Annotated in this window: 21 protein-coding genes and 2 pseudogenes; 12 read left to right on the forward strand and 11 right to left on the reverse strand. The window is 64.9% G+C overall.

Going from position 1 to position 20,713, the window contains the following annotated elements; genetic code table 11:
• Nucleotides 1-127: 127 nt before the first annotated feature.
• Nucleotides 128-481, forward strand: a pseudogene (locus C3418_RS14750) (IS630 family transposase); the annotation flags it as partial.
• 15 nt (nucleotides 482-496) lie between these two features.
• Nucleotides 497-1,135: pseudogene (gene tyrS / locus C3418_RS14755) on the forward strand (tyrosine--tRNA ligase); the annotation flags it as partial.
• Here tyrS and C3418_RS14760 read toward each other — a convergent pair.
• Nucleotides 1,130-2,035 (reverse strand): LysR family transcriptional regulator, encoded by a 906-nt coding sequence (locus C3418_RS14760; protein WP_103858792.1) that lies wholly within the window; start codon nucleotides 2,033-2,035, stop codon nucleotides 1,130-1,132. The pseudogene tyrS and the gene C3418_RS14760 overlap by 6 nt on opposite strands.
• Nucleotides 2,036-2,151: 116 nt before the next feature.
• On the opposite strand from C3418_RS14760, the gene C3418_RS14765 reads away from it, so the two are divergent.
• On the forward strand, nucleotides 2,152-3,258 hold the full coding sequence (locus C3418_RS14765; RefSeq protein ID WP_103858793.1) for an NADH:flavin oxidoreductase: 1,107 nt from the start codon (nucleotides 2,152-2,154) through the stop codon (nucleotides 3,256-3,258).
• Between the two features lie 79 nt (nucleotides 3,259-3,337).
• On the opposite strand, the gene yrfG is transcribed toward C3418_RS14765, so the two are convergent.
• Complete coding sequence (gene yrfG, locus C3418_RS14770; RefSeq protein ID WP_041211711.1) at nucleotides 3,338-4,006, reverse strand: GMP/IMP nucleotidase; 669 nt, start codon at nucleotides 4,004-4,006, stop codon at nucleotides 3,338-3,340.
• A 147-nt stretch (nucleotides 4,007-4,153) separates the two neighbouring features.
• On the opposite strand from yrfG, the gene nudE reads away from it, so the two are divergent.
• The 3 genes from nudE to C3418_RS14785 all read left to right on the forward strand — a co-directional run bounded on the left by nudE (nucleotide 4,154) and on the right by C3418_RS14785 (nucleotide 7,299).
• Nucleotides 4,154-4,762 carry an ADP compounds hydrolase NudE gene (gene nudE / locus C3418_RS14775; RefSeq protein WP_039040577.1) on the forward strand — a complete coding sequence of 203 codons (609 nt, stop codon included), beginning with the start codon at nucleotides 4,154-4,156 and terminating at the stop codon, nucleotides 4,760-4,762.
• 44 nt (nucleotides 4,763-4,806) lie between these two features.
• Nucleotides 4,807-5,619, forward strand: coding sequence for a 3'(2'),5'-bisphosphate nucleotidase CysQ (cysQ, locus tag C3418_RS14780; RefSeq protein ID WP_010675709.1), 813 nt, complete (start codon nucleotides 4,807-4,809; stop codon nucleotides 5,617-5,619).
• A gap of 411 nt (nucleotides 5,620-6,030) precedes the next feature.
• Nucleotides 6,031-7,299 (forward strand): aromatic amino acid transport family protein, encoded by a 1,269-nt coding sequence (locus tag C3418_RS14785; RefSeq protein ID WP_103858794.1) that lies wholly within the window; start codon nucleotides 6,031-6,033, stop codon nucleotides 7,297-7,299.
• Between the two features lie 82 nt (nucleotides 7,300-7,381).
• Here the strand turns inward: C3418_RS14785 and C3418_RS14790 are convergent, their stop codons facing one another.
• The 3 genes from C3418_RS14790 to metJ form a co-directional block, all read right to left on the reverse strand.
• Nucleotides 7,382-7,720 (reverse strand): tRNA-binding protein, encoded by a 339-nt coding sequence (locus C3418_RS14790; protein WP_010675707.1) that lies wholly within the window; start codon nucleotides 7,718-7,720, stop codon nucleotides 7,382-7,384.
• An 84-nt stretch (nucleotides 7,721-7,804) separates the two neighbouring features.
• Nucleotides 7,805-8,563 (reverse strand): AraC family transcriptional regulator, encoded by a 759-nt coding sequence (locus C3418_RS14795; protein WP_103858802.1) that lies wholly within the window; start codon nucleotides 8,561-8,563, stop codon nucleotides 7,805-7,807.
• Nucleotides 8,564-8,598: 35 nt separating this feature from the next.
• Nucleotides 8,599-8,922, reverse strand: a complete 324-nt coding sequence (gene metJ, locus C3418_RS14800) for a met regulon transcriptional regulator MetJ (RefSeq protein WP_005327165.1) — start codon at nucleotides 8,920-8,922, stop codon at nucleotides 8,599-8,601.
• Between the two features lie 223 nt (nucleotides 8,923-9,145).
• Between metJ and metB the strand changes: the two genes are divergently transcribed.
• The gene (metB, locus tag C3418_RS14805; protein ID WP_103858795.1) at nucleotides 9,146-10,324 is read left to right on the forward strand and encodes a cystathionine gamma-synthase; all 1,179 of its coding nucleotides are present in this window, start codon (nucleotides 9,146-9,148) and stop codon (nucleotides 10,322-10,324) included.
• A complete protein-coding gene (locus C3418_RS14810) occupies nucleotides 10,324-12,777 on the forward strand; it encodes a bifunctional aspartate kinase/homoserine dehydrogenase II (RefSeq protein WP_103858796.1) in 2,454 nt (817 codons plus the stop codon). The genes metB and C3418_RS14810 overlap by 1 nt, the downstream gene beginning before the upstream one ends.
• Before the next feature lie 67 nt (nucleotides 12,778-12,844).
• On the opposite strand, the gene C3418_RS14815 is transcribed toward C3418_RS14810, so the two are convergent.
• On the reverse strand, nucleotides 12,845-13,534 hold the full coding sequence (locus C3418_RS14815) for an LrgB family protein (RefSeq protein WP_010675703.1): 690 nt from the start codon (nucleotides 13,532-13,534) through the stop codon (nucleotides 12,845-12,847).
• On the reverse strand, nucleotides 13,527-13,928 hold the full coding sequence (locus tag C3418_RS14820) for a CidA/LrgA family protein (RefSeq protein ID WP_039040574.1): 402 nt from the start codon (nucleotides 13,926-13,928) through the stop codon (nucleotides 13,527-13,529). The genes C3418_RS14815 and C3418_RS14820 overlap by 8 nt, the downstream gene beginning before the upstream one ends.
• Before the next feature lie 128 nt (nucleotides 13,929-14,056).
• Here C3418_RS14820 and C3418_RS14825 point away from each other — a divergent pair, with 128 nt between their 5' ends.
• Nucleotides 14,057-14,932, forward strand: a complete 876-nt coding sequence (locus C3418_RS14825) for a LysR family transcriptional regulator (RefSeq protein WP_039040573.1) — start codon at nucleotides 14,057-14,059, stop codon at nucleotides 14,930-14,932.
• A 15-nt stretch (nucleotides 14,933-14,947) separates the two neighbouring features.
• Here C3418_RS14825 and C3418_RS14830 read toward each other — a convergent pair whose 3' ends face one another.
• The 3 genes from C3418_RS14830 to C3418_RS14840 form a co-directional block, all read right to left on the reverse strand.
• Nucleotides 14,948-15,724 (reverse strand): ABC transporter substrate-binding protein, encoded by a 777-nt coding sequence (locus C3418_RS14830; RefSeq protein WP_244058995.1) that lies wholly within the window; start codon nucleotides 15,722-15,724, stop codon nucleotides 14,948-14,950.
• Between the two features lie 37 nt (nucleotides 15,725-15,761).
• A complete protein-coding gene (locus C3418_RS14835) occupies nucleotides 15,762-16,646 on the reverse strand; it encodes a hypothetical protein (protein ID WP_244058996.1) in 885 nt (294 codons plus the stop codon).
• Between the two features lie 102 nt (nucleotides 16,647-16,748).
• Nucleotides 16,749-18,176 (reverse strand): PLP-dependent aminotransferase family protein, encoded by a 1,428-nt coding sequence (locus tag C3418_RS14840; protein ID WP_103858797.1) that lies wholly within the window; start codon nucleotides 18,174-18,176, stop codon nucleotides 16,749-16,751.
• Between the two features lie 252 nt (nucleotides 18,177-18,428).
• Here C3418_RS14840 and C3418_RS14845 point away from each other — a divergent pair, with 252 nt between their 5' ends.
• Genes C3418_RS14845 through C3418_RS14855 form a run of 3 tightly spaced genes read left to right on the forward strand, consistent with a single transcriptional unit; the run spans nucleotide 18,429 to nucleotide 20,109 of the window.
• The gene (locus tag C3418_RS14845; protein WP_103858798.1) at nucleotides 18,429-18,896 is read left to right on the forward strand and encodes an OsmC family protein; all 468 of its coding nucleotides are present in this window, start codon (nucleotides 18,429-18,431) and stop codon (nucleotides 18,894-18,896) included.
• Nucleotides 18,897-18,914: 18 nt separating this feature from the next.
• The gene (locus tag C3418_RS14850; RefSeq protein WP_069651919.1) at nucleotides 18,915-19,352 is read left to right on the forward strand and encodes a rhodanese-like domain-containing protein; all 438 of its coding nucleotides are present in this window, start codon (nucleotides 18,915-18,917) and stop codon (nucleotides 19,350-19,352) included.
• The gene (locus C3418_RS14855; protein WP_223930335.1) at nucleotides 19,342-20,109 is read left to right on the forward strand and encodes a GNAT family N-acetyltransferase; all 768 of its coding nucleotides are present in this window, start codon (nucleotides 19,342-19,344) and stop codon (nucleotides 20,107-20,109) included. The genes C3418_RS14850 and C3418_RS14855 overlap by 11 nt, the downstream gene beginning before the upstream one ends.
• 124 nt (nucleotides 20,110-20,233) lie before the next feature.
• Here the strand turns inward: C3418_RS14855 and ybaK are convergent, their stop codons facing one another.
• Entirely contained in the window at nucleotides 20,234-20,704 is a 471-nt protein-coding gene (ybaK, locus tag C3418_RS14860; protein ID WP_010675694.1) for a Cys-tRNA(Pro) deacylase, read from the reverse strand.
• Nucleotides 20,705-20,713: the final 9 nt, after the last annotated feature.

Raw genomic sequence — 20,713 nt, forward strand, 5'->3', positions numbered from 1 at the left:
CGGTCAACTGCTGATAGCTCATGGTGATACTGCTTTTACTTTGGCGAGCAGAAGGGTACCACCAATCAGCAGTTGGCCACCTCTCGCCATTCATCCATGAGTGTCGCACTTATTATCTGAATTCCCGCTTTACGTCAGTGGGATAAAGAAAAACTCATCCCTGTTTATCGCCATGCTGGAAAAGCTGCGTCGCCACTACCGACGAGCCAAAACCATCACGCTGATCCTCGATAACTACATCATTCACAAAAGCAAACAGACCGAGCGATGGTTGAAGAAAAACCCTAAGTTCTGCCTGGTATTCCAGCCAGTTTATAGTCCTTGGGTTAATCACATAGAACGGCTGTGGCACAAGTTGCATGAAACCATCACGCGCAATCATCAATGCAGAGGGATGGCCAACCTGCTGGCTCGAGTGAAACACTTCATGGATACCGTGTCTCCTTTCCCGGGGAATGGCTATGGCACAGCAAAGGTGTAGCACTATTAGGATCAGTTATTTAGGCGGCTGCATCAGGCCCAGGTCTATGGCATGACGCTGCCGCTCATCACCAAGGCCGATGGCACCAAGTTCGGCAAGACCGAGGGGGGCGCCGTCTGGCTCGACCCGGCGCTCACCTCCCCTTACGCCTTCTACCAGTTCTGGCTCGGTACCGCAGACGAGGATGTCTACCGATTCCTGCGCTACTACAGCTTTATGCCGCTGGCCGAGATTGAGGCGCTGGAAGCAGAGGATGCGAAGCGGCAGGGGCGCAAGCTGGCCCAGCAGGTGCTGGCGGACGAGCTGACCGAACTGGTACACGGCAAGGGGGCGCTGGCGGCGGCGCAGCGCATCAGCGAATCGTTGTTCAGTGGCGAGGTAGCGCGCCTTGGGGAGAGCGATCTGGCCCAGCTGGCGCAAGATGGCATGCCAAGCAGCTGCATCAAGGGGGAAACGGATCTGGTGACCCTGCTGGTGGAGTGCGGCCTGGCCAACTCGAAGCGGATCGCCCGCGAGCTGCTGGCGGCGGGAGCCGTCAGCGTCAACGGTGCGATCCGCCGGGATGAGCCGCTCACCGCCGACGATCGGCTGTTCGGCCGCTACCTGCTGCTGCGCCGGGGCAAGAAGCAGTACCACCTGGTGATCTACTCATGAAGGGGTGAGCGCCTCGATGACGTAGTCGAGGAAGTGGCCGACCAGGGCCGACTCGGCCCGGCGCTGGGTATAGAGGGCGTAGAAATGGGCCCCCTTGGGGCGATAGTCCGGCAGCACTTCGCGCACCCCCCCCTCGGCCAGCTCGGCCGCCACCAGGTAGCGCGGCAGGCGGGCTATCCCCAGTCCCTGGCGCATCCCCTGGTGAATCGCCTTCTTGCTGCTGAAGGCCAGTTCGCCCGCTACCTCGAGAGGGATCTCGCGCCCCTGGGCAAGCAGGGGCCAGCACTCGTGGCGGCCGTACTCCTGGCTGCGGGTGATGAGGCTGTGCTGGTGCAGATCCTGCGGTGTGGTGAGGGGCGGGTGGCGGTCCAGGTAGTCGGCGCTGGCGCAGAGCACCAGATCGTCCACCGCGATGGGGCGCGCCAGGTAGGGCTGGGTGCCGAGCTCAGTGCTGCGAAACGCCACGTGCAGGTTGTCGCGCAGCAGGTCGGCCGGGGTATTGCTGAAGTCGGCGATGATCCGCACCTCCGGGTGGTCGGCGCGAAAGCGCAGCAGCACCGGAGTCAGCACCACTTCTCCCCAGAGATCCGGCGCCGTGATGCGCAGCTCCCCGCACAGTGCCGAGCGGCGGCGCTGCAGGCCGTCCAGCAACTGCTCGTGCAGGGCGATCATCTGGTCAGCCTGGCGGTAGGCGAGCTCTCCTGCGTCGGTCAGTTGCACCCGGCGGGTGGTGCGGCTCAGGAGCACGCTGCCGAGGCTCTGCTCCAGGTGGCGCAGATCTTTTGACGCCTTGCTCGGGGTGATGCCCAGGCGGGCCGCCGCCGCGGCGAAGGATCCACAGCGGACGATGGCGACCAGCAGGCGCATCAGGTAGAGAGTGTCGAGCTTGTGGTGACTCATGAGGGGTGGCCTATTGTGTCTTGCTGGGAATGAATGTCTTGCTTGTGCGCCTGATTATATCCTGTTGGCCCGGGTTTATAGTGGCCGCCATGCCATTGCGATCCCGGGAGAGGACGATGAACAAGACACTGGGCGACAGCTTCCAGTTCGAGCGAGCCGGATTGCGGCTCAAGAACCGGGCCGTGCTGGCCCCTTTGACCCACAACATGAGCGGCGCAGGCGGTGATCCCGGCCAGGCCGAGCTCGACTGGCTGGCGCGCTGCGCCCGTGGCGGCTTCGGCCTGCTCATCGCCGCCGCCACCCAGGTGCGGCCCGGCGGACGCTGCTGGGCGGGGCAGCCTGCCCTGATGACGGACGCCCAGCAGCAGGCCTTCACGGCCCTGGCCGACAGTGCGCGGCAGGCCGGGGCGCTGGCGGTGGTGCAACTGCATCACGGCGGGATGCGGGCTCTGCCCGAGCTGAACGACGGGGCGCCGGTCGGCCCGTGCGCGCTGGCGCCGGGCGGGCGTTACCCCCTCGGGGTCAAGGGGCTGAGCGAGGAGCAGATTCTGACGCTCATTGATGCCTTTGTGAGCGCTGCGGAGCGGGCCCATGGCGCCGGCCTGCACGGGGTCGAGCTGCACGCAGCCCACCACTTCCTGCTCTGCAACTTCCTCAACCCCCTGCACAACCGGCGCACCGACCGCTGGGGGGGCAGCCTCGCCAACCGGGCGCGGATCCTGGTGGAGATAGTGCGCGGCATTCGCGCCCGTCTACCCCGGGGCTTCCTGGTCGGGGTGCGTCTCTCCCCCGAGAGCTATGCCCATATCCAGGGCATCGAACTGGCCCATCAGCTGGCGGTGGCGCACCTGCTGGCGAACGAGGGGATCGACTACCTGCACTTCTCCATGGGGGACAGCTTCAAGGCAGTGGCGGGGGATCCCGACGGCGGCGCCCTGCTGGAGGCGGTAAGGATCGGGTTGGCCGGGCGGGTGCCGCTCATGGTGGCGGGCAAGATTAGCGACGCAGATTCGGCGGAGCGGGCTCTGGCCGGCGGCGCCGATCTGGTGGCGGTGGGCACGGCGGCCCTTGGCAATCCGGACTGGATGGAACGGGTGAGCCGCGGCCTGCCTCTGCATGCAGCCCCTTTCACGGCGGCGCACCTCACGGAGGTTGGCTTCACCCCAAGCGCCCTCGACTACCTGGCCAGCATGGGGGTGTTGGCCCCGCGCGATGCGGCCTGAGGGCTTTCATGAACGGGATGCGCTCGGCAGGCTGTTGAGCTTATGTGACAAGGCCCTCATGAAGAGGGCCTTGTGCGTGTCAGGCGCCGAGAGGGAGCAGGTCGGCGTAGTCGTCGAGCGCCGGGAAGTGCTGGAAGGTGAGCGGCGGCATCTGGCTGTCGGGGTGACGGATGCCGAGCTGGTGGGCAATGCCGAACTCGGCCGAGGCGGCCAGGATCCGCTCGCTGTCATCCACGAAGAGGGTGCGGGCCGGGTCGAACGCCAGCCGCTCGGCCAGTGCCTGCCAGCAGTGCTGGCTCTCCTTCGACCACCCGAGCTCATGGGTGCTCACCATCAGGTCGAGGTGCTGGGCGAGGCCGAGGCGTGCATCCTTCACCGACAGGCTGGCGGGATGGGCATTGGTGAAGAGCACCACCTGCTTGCCGGCGGCCTTGAGTGCGGCCAGGAAGGGAATGACGTTGGGGCGCCACTGAATCTTCTCCAGGATCTCCTGTTTGAGGGCGCGGATGTCGAGCCCGAGCGTCCGGGTCCAGTAATCCACGCAGTACCAGTCGAGGGTGCCGTTGACCGCATGATAGTGGGTGTCTATCTGCGCCTTCGCCTCGGCCAGCGGCAGGCCGAGTCGCTCGGCGTAGCGCGCCGGCACCAGGGTTTGCCACAGATGGCTGTCAAAATGGAGATCGATCAGGGTGCCATCCATGTCGAGCAACACGGTATCAATCTGGTGCCAGGGCAGGGGAGTCGACATGGGGCCTCGCGATGTCTGTGGTGATGGGAAAAACGGGGCGCATTATAACGGATTTTTCAGACATCTTTCCCCTCTTTGTCCCGTGGTGTTCGGCAGGGGAGTCGTTTACTCTTGAAACACGATTTTTTAACGAGCAGTCAGCCCCCGATGAGCGATCCCCACAAGCGCAATCCCGTCCACCTCAGTGTCGAGACCATGGCCCATGACAAGAGCAAGCCGGAGATCCTCAAGGCCGAGATCGTGGCCGAGAGCCGGTTGTTCAAGGTGGAGTCCCTTCACCTGAAATTCTCCAACGGCGAGGAGCGGGTCTACGAGCGGATGCGCGGCGGCAACCGGGGTGCCGTCATGGTGGTGCCCCTGTTCGATGCCCACACCCTGCTGCTGGTGCGCGAGTACGCGGCGGGCACCCACTCCTACGAGCTGGGTTTCCCCAAGGGATTGATAGACCCCGGTGAAAATGCCTTCGAGGCGGGCAACCGGGAGCTGATGGAGGAGGCGGGCTTCGGGGCGAGCAGCCTGACCCTGCTCAAGCAGGTGTCGCTGGCGCCGGGGTATTTCTCCAGCCGGATGGACATCTTGCTGGCGCGGGATCTCTACCCCGAGCAGCGGGTCGGTGACGAGCCCGAGCCTCTCGAGGTGATCCCCTGGCCCCTCAACCGGATCGACGAGTTGCTGGCACGACCGGACTTCACCGAGTCGCGCAGCATCAGTGCCCTGCTGCTGGCCAGCAAATGGCTGGCGGAGCAGGGAAATTAGCCCGCAGAGGGTCTGTTTGGCAATCAGAGGCAGAGGTAAGCACCATGCAGGAGTTGTTGGCCTGGATACCCGAGGTCAAGGAGATCGCCCGTGAGGCGGGCAGGATCCTTCACGAGATCTATCGCGGCGGTCAGTTCGAACGCCAGTTGAAGGAGGATGCGACCCCGGTCACCAGTGCCGATCTTGCTGCCGATGCCTACCTCAAACAGGCGCTGGCAGCGCTCACTCCCCATGTCCCCGTGCTGACCGAAGAGGCGGCCGACATCCCCTTCAGCCAGCGTGCCAACTGGCGCCAGTACTGGCTGGTGGACCCCCTCGATGGCACCGGCGAGTTCATCGCCGGTAGCGGCGACTTCGCCACCCTGATCGCCCTGGTGCGGGACAATGTCCCGGTGCTCGGGGTCATCTACGCCCCCGAATCCGATCTGCTCTACTGGGCGGTGCGTGGTCACGGCGCCTTCAAGGAGGCGAACGGCGAGAGCCGTCCCATCAGCGCCATCCATCATGAACACGATCAGCCTGACTCCCTGGTGGTGGCCATCAGCCGCCGCCAGAAACTGGAGAACCTGACCCGTCGTCTCAACCCGGCCATCCACTACGAGCTGATCCCGCTCGGCTCCAGCTCCCTCAAGTCCTGCCTGGTGGCGGAAGGCGTGGCGGATTGCTACGTGCGCCTGGGCCCCACCGGGGAGTGGGATACCGCTGCCGCCCAATGCATCGTGGAGGCGGCAGGGGGCCGCATCCTCAGCCTGGCGCTGCAACCGCTGAGCTACAACGAGACCGAGTCGCTGGAGAACCCGGACTTCATCGTGATGGGGGACCCGGATCTCGCCTGGGGACGCATTCTGGCCCACTGACGGGTCGACCAGCTCGCAGGGAATGCAATCAGGCGACCACAGGGTCGCCTGATTGCATTGGTGTGATCCACTGGCTGGTTACGGGGATTTCAGGGAGATTCGCTAGTGATGGCAATAACGGCAGTGGATCATCACATCCAATCTGGCTGCACTGGCATAAATATCATTTAATTCTGAAAACATGAATTTCATCGAAACAAAGAATCGGTGTGGGTTTTTATTTTGGTTTTATATTCCTATCTTTCGGTTAATGTCAGGATTAATTGAATAATCCGGGGTGAAATTTCCTCCCAATCTCACTGGTGGAACAGGGCTTTGCCAGTGAGATCTGCCAGCCTCCATTTTTGAGAATTAAATGCTAAAGGAGCACAATGTTTTTAGATTTTAATACTACGTAAAAGTGATTTATCGATGAGTTTATCTGCAAACGTCTCACGGGAGCTGTCCGGTTCCCACTCCACCATGGCCAGCACCGGCTGGCGTCGCCACGACACCCACTGGGTCATCAGCCTGTTCGGCACCGCCGTCGGCGCCGGCATTCTGTTCCTGCCCATCAACCTGGGTCTGGGGGGGATCTGGCCCCTCGTCATCGTCGCCGTGCTGGCCGGTCCCATGACCTTCCTGGCCCACCGCGGGCTGGCGCGTTTCGTGCTCTCGTCGTCGCGCCCCCAGGCCGACTTCACCGAGGTGGCCGAGGAGCACTTCGGCAAGATGGCCGGGCGCCTCATCTCGGCGCTCTATTTCCTCTCCATCTTCCCGATCCTGCTCATCTACGGTGTCGGGCTGACCAACACGGTGGAGAGCTTCATGGTCAATCAGCTCGGTCTGGCCTCCCCGGATCGGGTGATGCTCTCCGGCGTGCTGGTGTTCGCCATGATCGCCGTGATGCTGGCCGGCGAGAAGGCGATGCTGCGGGCCTTCGCCGTCATGGTCTACCCGCTGGCGGCGATCCTGCTGGCCCTCTCCTGCTACCTCATTCCCCAGTGGCAGTGGCCGGAAGTGACCGCCTTTGAAGGTACGAGCTTCCTCAACACCGTCTGGCTGGCGCTGCCGGTCACCGTGTTTGCCTTCAGCCACGCCGCCGCCATCTCGGGCTTTGCCAACGTGCAGCGCCGGGAATACGGGGAGCAGGCCGAAACCAAGAGCGGCCTGATCCTGCGCAACACCACCGTCATGCTGGTGGGCTTCGTGCTCTTCTTCGTCTTCTCCTGCGTGCTGAGCCTCTCCCCGGCCCAGTTGGCCGAGGCCAAGGCCCAGAACGTCTCCGTGCTCTCCTATCTCGCCAACATCACCGACAACCCGGTGATCGTGACCCTGGGGCCGCTCATCGCCTTCATCGCCATCAGCTCCTCCTTCCTCGGCCACTTCCTCGGTGCCCGCGAAAGCCTGAAAAGCCTGATCGCCAAGCCCACCGGCCTGCCGCTGGCGAAGGCGGACAAGCTCGGCATCGCCCTGATGTTCTTCGCCATCTGGGGCGCCGCCATCATCAACCCGGGCATTCTGGGGTTGATGGAGACCCTCTCCGGCCCCGTCATCGCCATGATCCTCTTCATCATGCCGGTGGTGGCCATCTACAAGGTGGAGGCGCTGGCCCGTTTCCGTCACCGTTGGGTCAACGGCTTCATCCTGCTGACCGGTGCCCTGGCGGTCTCGGCCCTGCTGTTCAGCCTGCTGAAATAAGCCAGGCCGTCAGCATCAAACAAGAGAGGCGACCCCGGGGGTCGCCTCTCTTGTTTCTGCTCTCTGGTTGCCTTGCCGTGTTTCACCCCAGCTTGGCGCCGTTCTCCACCGCCTGCTCGGGGATGGCGATCACCACGGCGCCATCCGGGCGATAGAAGCCTGTCAGCAGAAACTCCGACTGGATGGGGCCTATCTGCTTGGGGGGAAAGTTCACCACGGCGACGATCTGGCGGCCCACCAGATCCTCCGGTCGATAGAGGTCGGTGATCTGGGCGCTGCTCTTGCGCACCCCGAGCTCGGGGCCGAAATCCGCCCACACCTTGTAGGCGGGGCGGCGCGCCTCGGGGAAGGGCTCGACCCGCACCAGGGTGCCCACCCTGAGCTCCACCATCTCGAAATCCTGCCAGCTTATGGTCTGCATCTTGGCTCCTCGTTGCCCATACCTTGCATGAGCCTCAGCATGCCTCGAATGCCCGGGGATTGTCTTCGGCAAAGAGCCGACCGATTACGGCAGGCAGCCGTTTTGCCGGCGCCAGAGGGAAGGGGTCAGTCCGGTTTCGGCCAGGAAGCGCTCGGCAAAGGCTCCCTGGTTCTGATAGCCGCAGCGGCTGGCCACTTCGCCGACGGGCAGCCGGGTGCGAGCGAGCAGGGTGCGGGCCAGCGCCATACGCCGCATCCTGAGGTAGTGGGAGACGCTCGTGCCCACCTGCTGGCGAAAGGCGTGTTTGAACTGGCTCAGGCCGAGGCAGGCGATGGCGGCGAGTTCCTCGTTGGTGAGGGGGTCTGCGAGGTGGGCTTCCATATGACGCTGCACCTTGGCGATACGAGGGGCTATGCGGGGAGCGACGGCGGGGCCCATGCCGCGTCCCTCGGTCAGCAGCCCGAGCCACACCTGATCCATGCCGGCCACGTGGCGCCCCTCGGCCACCATGCGGTGCAGGAAGGCGAGGTAGTGGCGCTGGGCCTCATCCAGCTCGACGAAGGGGTGGTCCCCCAGGGCGGCCGGCAGCCAGTGGCTCTCCTGCACCAGAAACACGTGCGCCGGGTCGGCGGCGTAGTCGTGGCGAAGGCCAGGGGCGATGATGCAGGCAAAACCGGGGGCGAGGCGACATCCCCGACCCTGCACCTCGATCTCGAGGGGGCCGACGAGGGGGATCACCAGCTGGGCGTGGTCATGACTGTGGCTCTGCATGTCGCTCTGGTAGTGACGCAGGCTGAAGGGGGAGGCGGCAGATAAGCATGACGCGGCACCGGGCCGCATCATTGAAAGGGATGCATCGTTTGCCATGGGCAGCCGCATTACTCGGCGTCGAAGTCTTCGATCTCTTTGCCAAGGGCTTCCATGATGGCGCGGGCCTCGGCGGGGACGCTGTCCGGGTGATCCTTGCGCAGGTCGTCGTCACAGGGCAGCGGCTGGCCGGTGAAGGCGTGCAGGAAGGCTTCGCAGAGCAGCTCGCTGTTGGTCGCATGACGCAGGTTGTTCACCTGGCGACGGGTGCGCTCATCGGTCAACACCTTCAGCACCTTGAGCGGGATCGAGACGGTTATCTTCTTGACCTGTTCGCTCTTCTTGCCGTGCTCTGCATAGGGGCTGACGTAGTCGCCGTTCCACTCTGTACCCATGTTCCACCTGTAGTCGTTTGGCCGTGAGCGCGGATTTTAACCCTTAAGGAATTCAATGGCAATCCAACAGCAAAGCCATTTAGACGTCTAGAAGTGTTGACGGCTTTTTTAAGGTGGCGTAGTGTGGTGCACCATGGGCCGGCAGTCCGGCCAGCGAAAATGAGAGCGGGGCTGGACGACCCACGAGGCGGACCGGCTCCGGCAACCCATCAAGGAGAGTGACATGACCCACAAGGCCACCCTGGCGGTACGCACCGGGATTGAGACAGATACGCAGCACGGTGCCGTGGTGCCCCCCATCTACCTCTCCAGCAACTACACCTTTGCCGACTTTGGCGAGCCCCGTCAATACGACTATGCCCGCTCCGGCAACCCGACCCGCACCAATCTGGCGGATGCCCTGGCGGCCCTGGAAGGGGGGGCCGGCGCCGTGGTGACCGGCACCGGCATGGGGGCCGTTCACCTGGTGACCACGGCTCTGCTCAAGGCGGGGGATCTGCTGATCGCCCCCCACGACTGCTACGGCGGTACCTGGCGCCTGTTCGAGTATCTGGCGGCCAAGGGCCACTACCAGGTGCAGTTCGTGGATCAGGGAGACGAGGTGGCGCTGGCCGCCGCGCTGGCCCAGAAACCCGCACTGGTGTGGGTGGAGACCCCCTCCAATCCGCTGCTGCGGGTGGTGGACATCGCCGCCATCGCCGAGGCCTCCCACGAGGTGGGGGCCCAGGTGGTGGTGGACAACACCTTCCTCTCCCCCTTGCTGCAACAGCCCCTGGCCCTTGGTGCCGACGTGGTGGTCCACTCCACCACCAAGTACATCAACGGCCACTCCGACGTGGTAGGGGGGGTGGCGATCGCCAAGGATCAGGCTCTTGCCGACTCCCTGGTGTGGTGGGCCAACTGCCTGGGGCTCACTTCCGGTGCCTTTGACTCCTACCTCACCCTGCGGGGCCTGCGCACCCTGGCCCCGCGCCTGCGCACCCATCAGGAGAACACGGATCGCATCCTCGCCTTCTTGCAGCAGCAGCCGCTGGTCAAGCGGATCTATCATCCCAGCCTGCCGAGCCATCCGGGCCACGACATTGCGCGCCGTCAACAGTCCGGCTTTGGCGCCATGCTAAGTTTTGAGCTCGATTGCAACGAGACGGGGCTGCGCGCCTTCCTCGCGGGACTGCGCCTCTTCTCGGTGGCGGAGTCCCTCGGCGGGGTGGAGAGTCTGGTGGCCCACCCGGCCAGCATGACCCACAGGGCCATGACCCCTGCGGCCCAGCAGGCGGCGGGTATCAGTGCCCAGTTGCTGCGCCTGTCGGTGGGGATTGAACACGGTGAGGATCTGGTGGCCGATCTGGCCCAGGGGTTTGAACAGGCGCAGTTGGCACAACAGGCAGAGCAGGTGAAGTAATGGAACAACAACAAGGAGAGTGTGTGGTGGCAACAGAGGCAGTCTTCAAGCGGCGCCATGTACACAAGTTCGGCGGCAGCAGCCTGGCGGATCCGGTCTGTTATCGCCGGGTCGCCAGCATCGTCGAGCAACAGGTGGGGGGCAACGAGCTGGTGGTGGTCTCCGCCGCGGGCAAGACCACCAACCGGCTGATCCAGCTGGTGGAGCTGGCGGAAGCGGGGGATGAGGCCGCAGGCGAAGCCATCACCGCCCTGCACGCCTATCAGCAGAGCCTGATCGACGGCCTGCTGGAAGGGGATCTTCACCTCGATCTGAGCCAGCAACTGACGGACGACATGCAGCTGATCGCCAAGACCCTGGAGGGGCAGTTTGACCGCTTCGAGCGCAACGGCCTGCTCGCCTTTGGCGAGGTGTGGTCCGCCCGTCTGCTGGCTGCCCTGCTCACCAGCCGGGGTGAGGCGGCCGCCTGGCTCGATGCTCGCAGTTTCCTGCGCGCAGAAGACGGCGCCCTCATCAAGGTGGATACCGCCCTCTCCAGCGAGCTGCTCAAGGCCCGCCTGGCCGAGCACGCCGGTCGCATCGTGGTGACCGGCTTCATCGCCGCCGACATGGAGGGGCGTTCCCTGCTGCTGGGGCGCAACGGCTCCGACTACAGTGCCAGCCTCCTGGCGGCGCTGGCGGACGGGGAGTCGACCACCATCTGGAGCGACGTGGCCGGGGTCTACAGTGCCGACCCGCGCCGGGTGAAAGAGGCGCGTCTGCTGGAGCGCCTGAGCCTGGCCGAGGCCAACGAGCTGGCGCGCCTGGGCTCCTCGGTGCTGCATTCGCGTACCCTGCAGCCGGTGGCCGACAGCCGTCAGCGCCTCACCCTGCGCTGCAGCTACAATCCGGACGAAGGCTGCACCCACATCCTGCGCCGTGCACCCCGCTCCGGCGGTGCCCGCATCGTCTCCTCGGTGGATCAGATAGCCCTCATCGAGCTCAAGGTGCTGCCGCAGACTGACTTTGAGCAGACAGTGGCGGCCATCGAGGCCCATCTGGCCCGCCATCGCCTCCATCCGCTCACCCTGCAGCGCCAGCCGGATCGGCGGGTCCTGCGTCTGGCCTACACCCTGGAGGTGGCACAAGGGGCCTTCGAGGTGCTCCGTGACTTCCAGTTGCAGGGCAACTTTACCGGCCTCATCCAGAAGGAGGGGTTCAGCCTGGTCGCCCTGGTGGGAGCCGGCGTCACCGACAATGCCGAGCAGTGCCACCGTTTCTACCAGCTGTTGGCGGATCAGCCTCTGGAGTTCGTGCAGGTGGCCAAGGACGGCCTGAGCCTGGTGGCCGTGCTGCGCCAGATCGTGCTGGAGCCGCTGCTCATCGCTCTGCACAGTGCCCTGTTCAGCCGCCCGACCCGGGTCGGGCTGGTGGTGTTCGGCAAAGGCAATATCGGTGGTCACTGGCTGGGGCTCTACGCCCGCGAGAAGGCGCGCCTCGAGCATGAGCTCAATCTGGCGCTCACCCTCTACGGGGTCTTCGACTCCAAGGGCGGGCTGCTGGACGAAGAGGGGCTGGATCCCCTCAAGGTACAGGACAACTTCAATCCCAAGCCGCTCATCTGGCCGGAGCTGCTCTCCCAGCTGGAGCAGCACAGTTTTGACTCCCTGATCGCGCTCGACATGACCGCCAGCGAGACGGTGAGCCGCTACTACCCGGACTTTGCCCAGCTCGGCATCCACATCATCGCCGCCAACAAGTTTGCCGGTGCCGCCGACAGCGAGTTTTACCAGCGCATCAAGCAGACCTGCCGCGACCATCAGGTGCAGTGGCGCTACAACGCCACCGTGGGGGCCGGGCTGCCCATCCAGTCCAGCATCCAGATGCTGCGTCAGAGCGGTGACCGCATCCAGGGGGTTTCCGGCATCTTCTCCGGCACCCTCTCCTGGCTGTTCCAGCAGTATGATGGCACTCGCCCCTTCTCCGAACTGGTGGACGAGGCGTGGCAACACGGCCTGACCGAGCCGGATCCCCGGGAGGATCTCTCCGGTCAGGATGTGCGCCGCAAGCTGCTTATCCTGGCGCGGGAGGCGGGCTTCGAACTCGACTCCGCCGACATCGAGCTGGAGAACCTGGTGCCGGTGGTCCTGCGCAAGGTGAGTGCGGATCAGTTCATGGACAGGCTCAAGGAGCTGGATGACCCTATCCAGACCGCCTTCGAGGGGGCGCGCCGGGTCGGCAAGGTGCTGCGTTATGTCGCCCGCTTCGAGCACGACGGCAAGGCCCGCGTCGGGCTGGAGGCGCTGGAGCCCCATCACCCGTTTGCCAACCTCTTGCCCTGCGACAACGTGTTCGCCATCGAGAGCGACAGCTATCGCACCAACCCCCTGGTGATCCAGGGGCCGGGAGCGGGCCGGGAAGTGACGGCCGCCGCCATCCAGTACGATCTCTGGCAGATCTGCGCCAGCCTCTGAGGCTGCGTGACACGATGCAATGAGAAGAGGCGCCCCAGGGCGCCTCTTCTGTTATCGGGTAGTGGAGTTACCAGAACAGCCGGCCCAGGAGGGGGGCGAGCAGCACGGTGGCCATGCCGGCGATCATCATCACCATGCTGGAGACCACCCCCTCCTCGTTGCCCATCTGATAGGCCCTGGCTGTCCCGGCCCCGTGGGCCGAGGCACCAAAGCCCGCGCCCTTGCCAAGGCGGCTGCGGATGGCGAGCACGGTGAGCACGCTTTCTCCCACCGCCATGCCGATGACGCCGGTCAGCACCACGAACAGGGCGGTGAGATCGGCGTTGCCACCCACGGAACGGGTCGCCTCCACCGCGAAGGGGGTGGTGATGGATCTCATGGCCATGCTGCGTTGCAACAGCTCGGAGAGGTTGAGCCAGCGGGCCAGCAGCACTGTGCTGCCCACCGCCATCACCACGGACGCCACGACCCCGACCGAGAGGGAGAGCCAGTGGCGGCGCATCAGCTGGCGATTCTCGTAGACGGGCACCGCGAAGGCGACGGTAGCGGGGCCCAGCAGCCAGAGCAGCCAGTGGGATTCGGCCATGTAGTCCCGGTAGGGAATGTGGAACAGCATCACCACGGCCACCAGCAGGGTGGGGGCCAGCAGCAGCGGCATCAGGGGCAGGATGCGCTTTTTGCCATAGAGCCACTTGCTGGCGTAGTAGAAGAGCAGGGTCAGGGCGAAGCAGAGCAGGCCGAGCAGGGTGTCAGACATGGCGGCGACTCCGGCGGGCCAGCTTCAGCTCGAGGCGATAGACCCTGTCCACCACCAGCGCCGTGGTGCCGAGCACCAGCACGGTGCTGACGATCAGGACCACCATGATGCGCCACCCCTCCTGCAGCAGCAGCTCCTGATAGTTGACCACGGCCACTACGGCAGGGACGAAGAAGAGCAGCATCTCCGCCAGCAGCCAGCGGGCCCCGGCACTGAACCACTGGGCCTTGACCACCCCGAGCAGGATGCAGACCAGCAGCAGCAACATGCCGGTGAGGTTGGCGGGCAGGGGCAGGTGCAAGGTGCGCACTGCGATGTCGGCCAGCAACCAGATGGCCGCCAGCAGGGCGATTTGGAAGGGGGTTTGCAACCAGCGAAGGCAGAGGGTTTTCATGGCAAGCGTCTTTCTGTGAACCTGCTCACAGTATAGAGAGGGACCAAACCTGCAAAAAATGAATTTAAATTATCAAAATCATGCCAAAGAGGCATGATTTAGCCAGCCATCCCCGTCAAGAGAGCACCATGGATATTCGAGCCCTGCGTTACTTCGTCGAGCTGGTGCGGGAGCAGAGCTTCACCCGCGCCTCCGAGAAGCTGTTCGTCACCCAGCCCACCATCAGCAAAATGATCCGCAACATGGAAGAGGAGCTGGGCCAGCCCCTGCTGAGCCGGGTCGGCCGCCGCTTCACCCTGACCGACAGCGGCCAGGTGCTGTTCAATCGGGCCCAGACCATCCTGGCGGAGATGCAGCAGCTGGAGGCGGAGCTGGCGGATCTGCAGAGCCTGCAATCCGGGCGTCTTGCCCTCGGCATCCCGCCCATGGTGGGTCATGTCTATGCGGATCTCATCCGTACCTATCGCAGCCGCTACCCCGGTGTGGAGCTCTCCATCGTCGAATATGGCGGGCGGCGCATCGAGCAGGCGGTGCTGGCGGGGGAGCTGGATCTCGCCATCACCATGCTGCCGACCAGGGAAGAGGGGGCCCTCTGCGCCCTGGATCTGGACAGTTACCCCATCCGGGTGGTGCTACCGGACCTGCCCCGCTGGCGAGAGGGGGGCGAGATCCGGCTGGAGGCTCTGCGGGACGAACCCTTCCTGCTCTATACCCAGGCCTTCACCCTGAGCGAGCGGCTGGAGCAGGCCTGCGAGCAAGCCGGGTTCGTGCCCCAGGTGGCGGCCCGCAGCAGCCAGTGGGACTTTCTCACCGCCATGGTGCGAAGCGGCATGGGGGTCGCCTTCCTGCCGGAGCCCATCTGCCGGCGGCTGACGCCGGACGGGCTGGTGTTGCGCCCTCTGGCCCCGGCGCTGAGCTGGCGACTCGGGGTGATCTGGCCAGGGGATCGCTACCTCTCCCGCACCGCCGAGGCCTGGCTTGCCCTGTGCCGCGAGCAGGGCTGAGGAGCGGGTCTGGGGTTAGGGGGTCCCCGGTGACGCCATGCCTGTGACGAAGCGGGCATAGGCTGCGGAGTGTCGCACCTCCTCAATCTCGTCCCACACCTGTTGGCTGAGATCGGGGTGGGCCTGATGGAAGGGGTGGGAGAAGATGAGGTAGTAGGGTTTTTCGACCAGGGGAGGGGTGATCCGCTCGAGTGTGGCCTGCAACTGCGGGTGGGCGGCCAGGGTCCGTTCTGCGACCCCGGTTTGCAGGGCGGCGGCAACGGCGCGCTGCATCGCGACCTTCTTGAGCAGGATCAGTGGTTCCCTGCTGGAGTCATCCACCCTGACACCGCTCTCCCGCAGTTGGGCGACGATGGAGAAACCGGACTGCGCCGCAATGACGCCAGGGGCGACGAGCTGCCGGCCATCCCAGCGAACCTGTCCGCCTTTTGGCTGGTAGAGGCTGTAGCTCTCGGTGAGCAGGCGCTTGGCGGGATCAGGTGCTCCGTGTCGCATGGGATAGACCCCTATGGTGCGAGCACGCTCTTCGCTGTAGCTCAGCTTGACGGCGGCATCGAGCTGGCCCTGGCTGACGAGGGAGAGGCAGCGTTTCCAGGGAAGGGGGGTGAGAATGATGGGATGCCCGATCCGGTTTGCCACCTCCTTGAGGTGGAACTGCACTATCCCCTCGCCGGACATCAGCAACCAGGGAGGCGAATCGCTGTTCTCCATGCAGGCACGAATGCTGCCGGGGGCGGCCATGACGCAGGTCGGCAGCAACCAGAGCAGCAGCGCCAGACAGAAAGTGCGCAAGGGGAGCCTGCCTGACAGGGGAGAACCGGCGAGCCAGTCAGGGAGCGATGCCAAAGTCATCCCTCATCGGGTCATAGAGATAGGAGCGGTAGTCGGTGCTCTCGTCGGGCAACTGCGGGTTGGTCAGCCGGAAGATCTGGCGTGAATCGAGCCGGGCAAAGACCAGGGAAGGCTGGAAATGTTGGCGCCAGAGGCGCTGCAGGGAGCCATCTTTCCAGGCCAGTTGCAGGCCGCGCAAAAGGCGCTCGCGCTCCTTGCTGTAGGTGGCGTGGCTATAGAGGGAGTGGATGAGCGGATAGAAGAGGGCGACATGGCTATCCACGGTCAGCCCCGGCAGGCCGGGTCTGTGGTTTTTCCACTCGCTCAATATCTCGTTGGCACCACGGCAGAAGGGATCGATCCGGCCACGGGCCACCAGGCGAAACAGTGACTCATAGTTATCCACCTCCTGCACCCTGAAGCCGTTGTAGCGAAGGATGTCGGCATCCCGCCAGCCGGTGCCCACCCCTTGCGTGAACTGCTGCAACTGGGACAGGGTGTGAACCCTGGCCAGGGCCTGGGCACGGGCGCTGCCGACAAAACAGACCCGGTAGCCGAGCACGCCCAGATCGATGGGGAAGGGGACCAGGCTGACACCGGGTTGAGGGATCTCCTGGGGCCAGCTGTCGACGATGAAGAGGGCATTCTTGCCCGGCGTTTGCACTTCGAGCCGCATCCTCGGCTTGTTCATCCTGATGGCGTCGAGCAGTTCATAGTCGCCGTAATCGGGCCGTGTTTTCTCCAGCGCCAGCTGCATCGCCGCCCGGTAATAATTCATGCGGACATCCTGTTGGGTTTCCCCGGTGATCAGGGTGAAGCGGGTGGCCGCCATCGTGAGGGACGGGAGGGAGAGGGCGAGCAAAAGGAGCAGGATTCGATGCATCTTGACCGGGTTCGGCAACGGGATTGTGCCCAGTATAGACGGGCCATTCCCGTCGACACAGCGCTATCAGGCTCTGGCAGATCTGACCTCTTGAGAAGGGGGTCATGCGGATTTCATCAAGAGACCCAGGCGACGACAGAGTTGGCGCAGCGTCTGGTTGTCGAGGCAGCCAAAGCCGAGCAGCCACCCCTCCAGCGTCGGCGGGCCCAGGTAGAACTGGCCCAGATGACGCAGCCCCAGCCCGCAGGCGTTGGCGGCATCGGTCCAGCGCGCCTCGCCACCGGGGGGCAGCAGCACGGCGCACTGCAGGCCGGCGCCGCTGTGGATGGGGGTGAGCCCCGGGCAGTGCTCGGCCAGTTCCGCCAGCAGCAGATCCCGTCTGCTCTGGTAGAGGAGGCGGCTCTGGCGCAGGTGGGTGGCGAAGTGCCCGCCCCGGATGAAGTCTGCCGTGACCGCTTGCTGCAACTGGTTGCTGTGGCCGTCGACGGCGGCCCGGGCGCGGCAGAAGGAGTCCATCAGCGGCCTGGGCAGCACCAGGTAGGCGAGACGCAGCGAGCCGAACAGCACCTTGCTGAAGGTGCCCACATAGATCACCCGCCCCTGGCCGTCGAGCCCCTGCAGGGCGGGCAGGGGACGCTGATCATACTGGTACTCCCCGTCGTAATCGTCCTCCAGGATCCAGGCGCCGTGACGCTCTGCCTCGGCCAGCAGCGCCATGCGGCGGGGCAGGCTCATGGGGACGCCAAGGGGATACTGGTGTGCCGGGGTGCAGTAGATGAGGCGCGGCGCAGGATGATCCCCATGAGGGTTGAGCCCCTCTTCATCCACCGGCACCGGATGCACCCGGGCACCGGCGCTCTCCATGGCGGTGCGAGCCCCGGGATAACCGGGGTCTTCCACCCAGACGGTGTCACCGGCATCGATGAGCAACTGGGTCGCCAGCAGGATCCCCTGCTGGGAGCTGGTGAGGATCAGGATCTGATCCGGCTCGCACACCACGCCGCGTGATTGCACCAGATAGCTGCTGATGGCGGCGCGAAGTTCCCCAAGCCCCTGGGGATCCCCGTAGTTCATCCAGTCGCTGGCGCGCTGGCGCCACTGTTGCTGCATCAACCGACCCCAGAGTGCCTGGGGGAAGAGACGGGGATCCGGCTGGCTGGAAGCAAAGGTGGTGCCCACCTCGGGCACGTCGTGACAGGCGCCACCCAGGGCCATCTCCTGGCCGCGACGGGAGAGGCCAGCCGCTGACTGGGGCGGGCGCGGCGCGGGGCGCACCGCCGCCAGGGCGACAAAGCTGCCGGCGCCCACCTTGCGCACCAGATACCCCTCCGCCTCAAGCCGGCCATAGGCCAGTTCCACCGTGCTGCGGGAGATCCCGAGATCCCGGGCCAGGAGACGGCTGGCGGGCAGGCGGCTGTGCAGGGGCAGGTGGCCCGCCAGGATGGCCTCGCGCAGGGTACGCACCAGTTGTTCGTGCAGGGGCAGATCCCCTTGCTGCTGGCTGGCGAAGAGCGTTGGCAGAACGGTCATGGTGTGCTCCCGTTGGCGCGGGGGTTGCACCTCTTTCGAGGCAGGGAGCCTGCCCGCAGGGCATGGCGCGGCAGTGGGGCTGGCGACCGACGGGCAGAGCGGGTGGGGTGGATGGTCATGGTGGCGGCTCGATGAAATTGGTCTGCCCATATTGGCAAAATTGGTCGGCGTGGCAAGGCCATTTTGTCGCTACATTGGTGGTCACAGGGTGGCGCCAGCGGGCGGCACGGATTGGCAACACAAGGAGTCTGCATGTCGGAATACAGTGCCACCATCAGTTGGCAGCGGGGGGAGCACGAGCCCTTCGTCGATCAGCGTTACAGCCGGTCCCATGAGTGGGCGTTTGATGGCGGGGTCAGGGTGCCGGCCTCCTCCTCTCCCCATGTGGTGCCGCTGCCCTACTCGGTGGCGGAACATGTGGACCCGGAAGAGGCGTTTGTGGCGGCCCTCTCCAGTTGCCACATGCTCACCTTTCTCTGGCTGGCGGCGAAGGCGGGCTATCGGGTAGAGAGCTACCGGGACGAAGCGGTCGGCATCATGGCGAAAAACGGGCAAGGTCGCCTCGCCATGACCCGGGTCACCCTGCGTCCCAGGGTGATCTTCGGGGGAGAGCAGGAGCCCGCCCTGGCGGATCTGGAGCAGTTGCACCACCAGGCCCATGAGGACTGCTTAATCGCCAACTCTGTCAACACCGTCGTCACCACAGAGATCGTCATCTAGTCATCAGGAGCGTTCAGGATGAGTCATGTATTGAGCACAGGGGTGGCAGGGGCCGCCGAAGCCAGCGCCTTTTTCGAGGCCCAGCTGAAGTTTCGTACCGATCCGGCGGATCTGGCCGCCGATCTGCTGGCCGGGGTGGCGGGCATCGTGGTCATCGATACCCGCTCCCCCGCACACTATGCCGAGGGGCACATTCCCGGCGCCATCTCCTTCCCCCACAGGACCATGACGGCGTCGACCACGGCGGTACTGGACCGGAACCTGGTGTATGTCTGCTATTGCGACGGCATCGGCTGCAACGGTTCGACCCAGGGGGCCTACAAGCTGGCGTCCCTCGGGTTTGAGGTCAAGGAGTTGATAGGGGGTCTGCACTGGTGGCGTCAGGACGGTTTCGCCGTCGCCACGGGCAGCGAGCCCGGAGTGCTGCTGGAAGGGGGAATTGCCTGTGCCTGTTGAACGTTGCAATGAGGGGGGCGATGCCTCCCTGTCCGGCGCCGCCCTTTTCAACGACTTTGGGCAGCCTCTGGGGCGTGCGCTGCCAGAATGGCGCGGCGCCGAGTTCCCTCCCCACCGCGCACTGCATGGCTGGGGCTGTCGTCTCGAGCCCCTTGATCCCGAGCGCCACCTGGGGGATCTGTGGCAGGCGTTCGGTGCCGACAGCGGGGCCATGTGGACCTACCTGACCAGTGGCCCTTTCGCGGACGAGACCGCCATGGGGGTCTGGCTGCGGGAGGTCGCCACCAAGCGGGATCCCCAGTTCTACGGCATCATCGACGAGGGGAACGGACGGGCGCTGGGACTGGCGAGCTACCTGCGCATCGATCCCCTGGCGGGCAGCATCGAGGTGGGCTGGCTGCACTTCTCCCCCGCCATGCAGCAGTCACGGCTGGCGACGGCGGCCATGGTGTTGATGATGGCCAATGCCTTTGCTCTGGGATACCGGCGCTACGAGTGGAAGTGCAATGCCCTGAACCTGCCTTCGCGCCAGGCGGCCCTGCGCCTGGGCTTTCACTATGAGGGGACCTTCCGTCAGGCGCGGGTGGACAAGGGACACAACCGGGATACGGCCTGGTTCTCCGTCATCGACAGCGAGTGGCCCGCCCTGAAAGGGTGCTTCGAGCGCTGGCTGGAGGACGGCAACTTCGACCATGCCGGGCGTCAGCGTCGCCGACTCTCCGAACTGACCGCCGCCTGCCGCTCTGGGGCGTGTTGAGGGCGGCAGATCACCCGCCGGGATGGGCGGCTCCCGGTCGGGTTCCTTGGGCGCTTCGCACGCAAGGCGCCAGATCCGACATCCAGACGCAAGAGGCGCCAGTCATGGCGCCTCTTTTGTTTGTTCAGTCGTGATGATCGCCGATGGGGGCCGCAATCCAGTTCATCAGCCGGACCATGTCCCCGGGGGCTACGCCGACCGAGAGCCCCCGCTTGCCACCGCTCACCAGGATCTCGTCGAAGGCCATGGCGGAGTCGTCCAGCACGGTGGGCAGCAGCTTCTTCTGGGCCAGGGGACTGATGCCGCCCACCTTGTAGCCGGTCAGCTTTTCGGCTTCCGCCGGCTTCATCATCTCCACTTTCTTGAGCCCGGTAGCCTTGGCGAGCTGCTTGAGGCTGCACATGCCCGAGGAGGGCACGATGGCCACCACCGCCTGCTTGTCGTGATGGGCGAGCAGGGTCTTGAACACCTGCGCCTCGGGCAGGCCCAGCTGGGTAGCGGCATGCTTGCCGAAGTCGTCGTGGGCTTCGCACTCATAGGGGTAAAGCCTGTGGGGGATCTTGAGCTTTTTCAGCAAGTTGATGGCGGGTGTCATGGGGTCTCC

It is taken from the genome of Aeromonas sp. ASNIH8 (assembly GCF_002919855.1).
Taxonomy (GTDB): Bacteria; Pseudomonadota; Gammaproteobacteria; order Enterobacterales; family Aeromonadaceae; genus Aeromonas; species Aeromonas caviae.

Excerpts from the sequence above, each read along its gene's own strand:
- C3418_RS14760 (WP_103858792.1), bottom strand. The coding sequence starts at position 2,035 with ATGAGTCACCACAAGCTCGACACTCTCTACCTGATGCGCCTGCTGGTC.
- C3418_RS14765 (WP_103858793.1), top strand. The coding sequence starts at position 2,152 with ATGAACAAGACACTGGGCGACAGCTTCCAGTTCGAGCGAGCCGGATTG.
- yrfG (WP_041211711.1), bottom strand. The coding sequence starts at position 4,006 with ATGTCGACTCCCCTGCCCTGGCACCAGATTGATACCGTGTTGCTCGAC.
- nudE (WP_039040577.1), top strand. The coding sequence starts at position 4,154 with ATGAGCGATCCCCACAAGCGCAATCCCGTCCACCTCAGTGTCGAGACC.
- cysQ (WP_010675709.1), top strand. The coding sequence starts at position 4,807 with ATGCAGGAGTTGTTGGCCTGGATACCCGAGGTCAAGGAGATCGCCCGT.
- C3418_RS14785 (WP_103858794.1), top strand. The coding sequence starts at position 6,031 with ATGAGTTTATCTGCAAACGTCTCACGGGAGCTGTCCGGTTCCCACTCC.
- C3418_RS14790 (WP_010675707.1), bottom strand. The coding sequence starts at position 7,720 with ATGCAGACCATAAGCTGGCAGGATTTCGAGATGGTGGAGCTCAGGGTG.
- C3418_RS14795 (WP_103858802.1), bottom strand. The coding sequence starts at position 8,563 with ATGATGCGGCCCGGTGCCGCGTCATGCTTATCTGCCGCCTCCCCCTTC.
- metJ (WP_005327165.1), bottom strand. The coding sequence starts at position 8,922 with ATGGGTACAGAGTGGAACGGCGACTACGTCAGCCCCTATGCAGAGCAC.
- metB (WP_103858795.1), top strand. The coding sequence starts at position 9,146 with ATGACCCACAAGGCCACCCTGGCGGTACGCACCGGGATTGAGACAGAT.
- C3418_RS14810 (WP_103858796.1), top strand. The coding sequence starts at position 10,324 with ATGGAACAACAACAAGGAGAGTGTGTGGTGGCAACAGAGGCAGTCTTC.
- C3418_RS14815 (WP_010675703.1), bottom strand. The coding sequence starts at position 13,534 with ATGTCTGACACCCTGCTCGGCCTGCTCTGCTTCGCCCTGACCCTGCTC.
- C3418_RS14820 (WP_039040574.1), bottom strand. The coding sequence starts at position 13,928 with ATGAAAACCCTCTGCCTTCGCTGGTTGCAAACCCCCTTCCAAATCGCC.
- C3418_RS14825 (WP_039040573.1), top strand. The coding sequence starts at position 14,057 with ATGGATATTCGAGCCCTGCGTTACTTCGTCGAGCTGGTGCGGGAGCAG.
- C3418_RS14835 (WP_244058996.1), bottom strand. The coding sequence starts at position 16,646 with ATGCATCGAATCCTGCTCCTTTTGCTCGCCCTCTCCCTCCCGTCCCTC.
- C3418_RS14840 (WP_103858797.1), bottom strand. The coding sequence starts at position 18,176 with ATGACCGTTCTGCCAACGCTCTTCGCCAGCCAGCAGCAAGGGGATCTG.
- C3418_RS14845 (WP_103858798.1), top strand. The coding sequence starts at position 18,429 with ATGTCGGAATACAGTGCCACCATCAGTTGGCAGCGGGGGGAGCACGAG.
- C3418_RS14850 (WP_069651919.1), top strand. The coding sequence starts at position 18,915 with ATGAGTCATGTATTGAGCACAGGGGTGGCAGGGGCCGCCGAAGCCAGC.
- ybaK (WP_010675694.1), bottom strand. The coding sequence starts at position 20,704 with ATGACACCCGCCATCAACTTGCTGAAAAAGCTCAAGATCCCCCACAGG.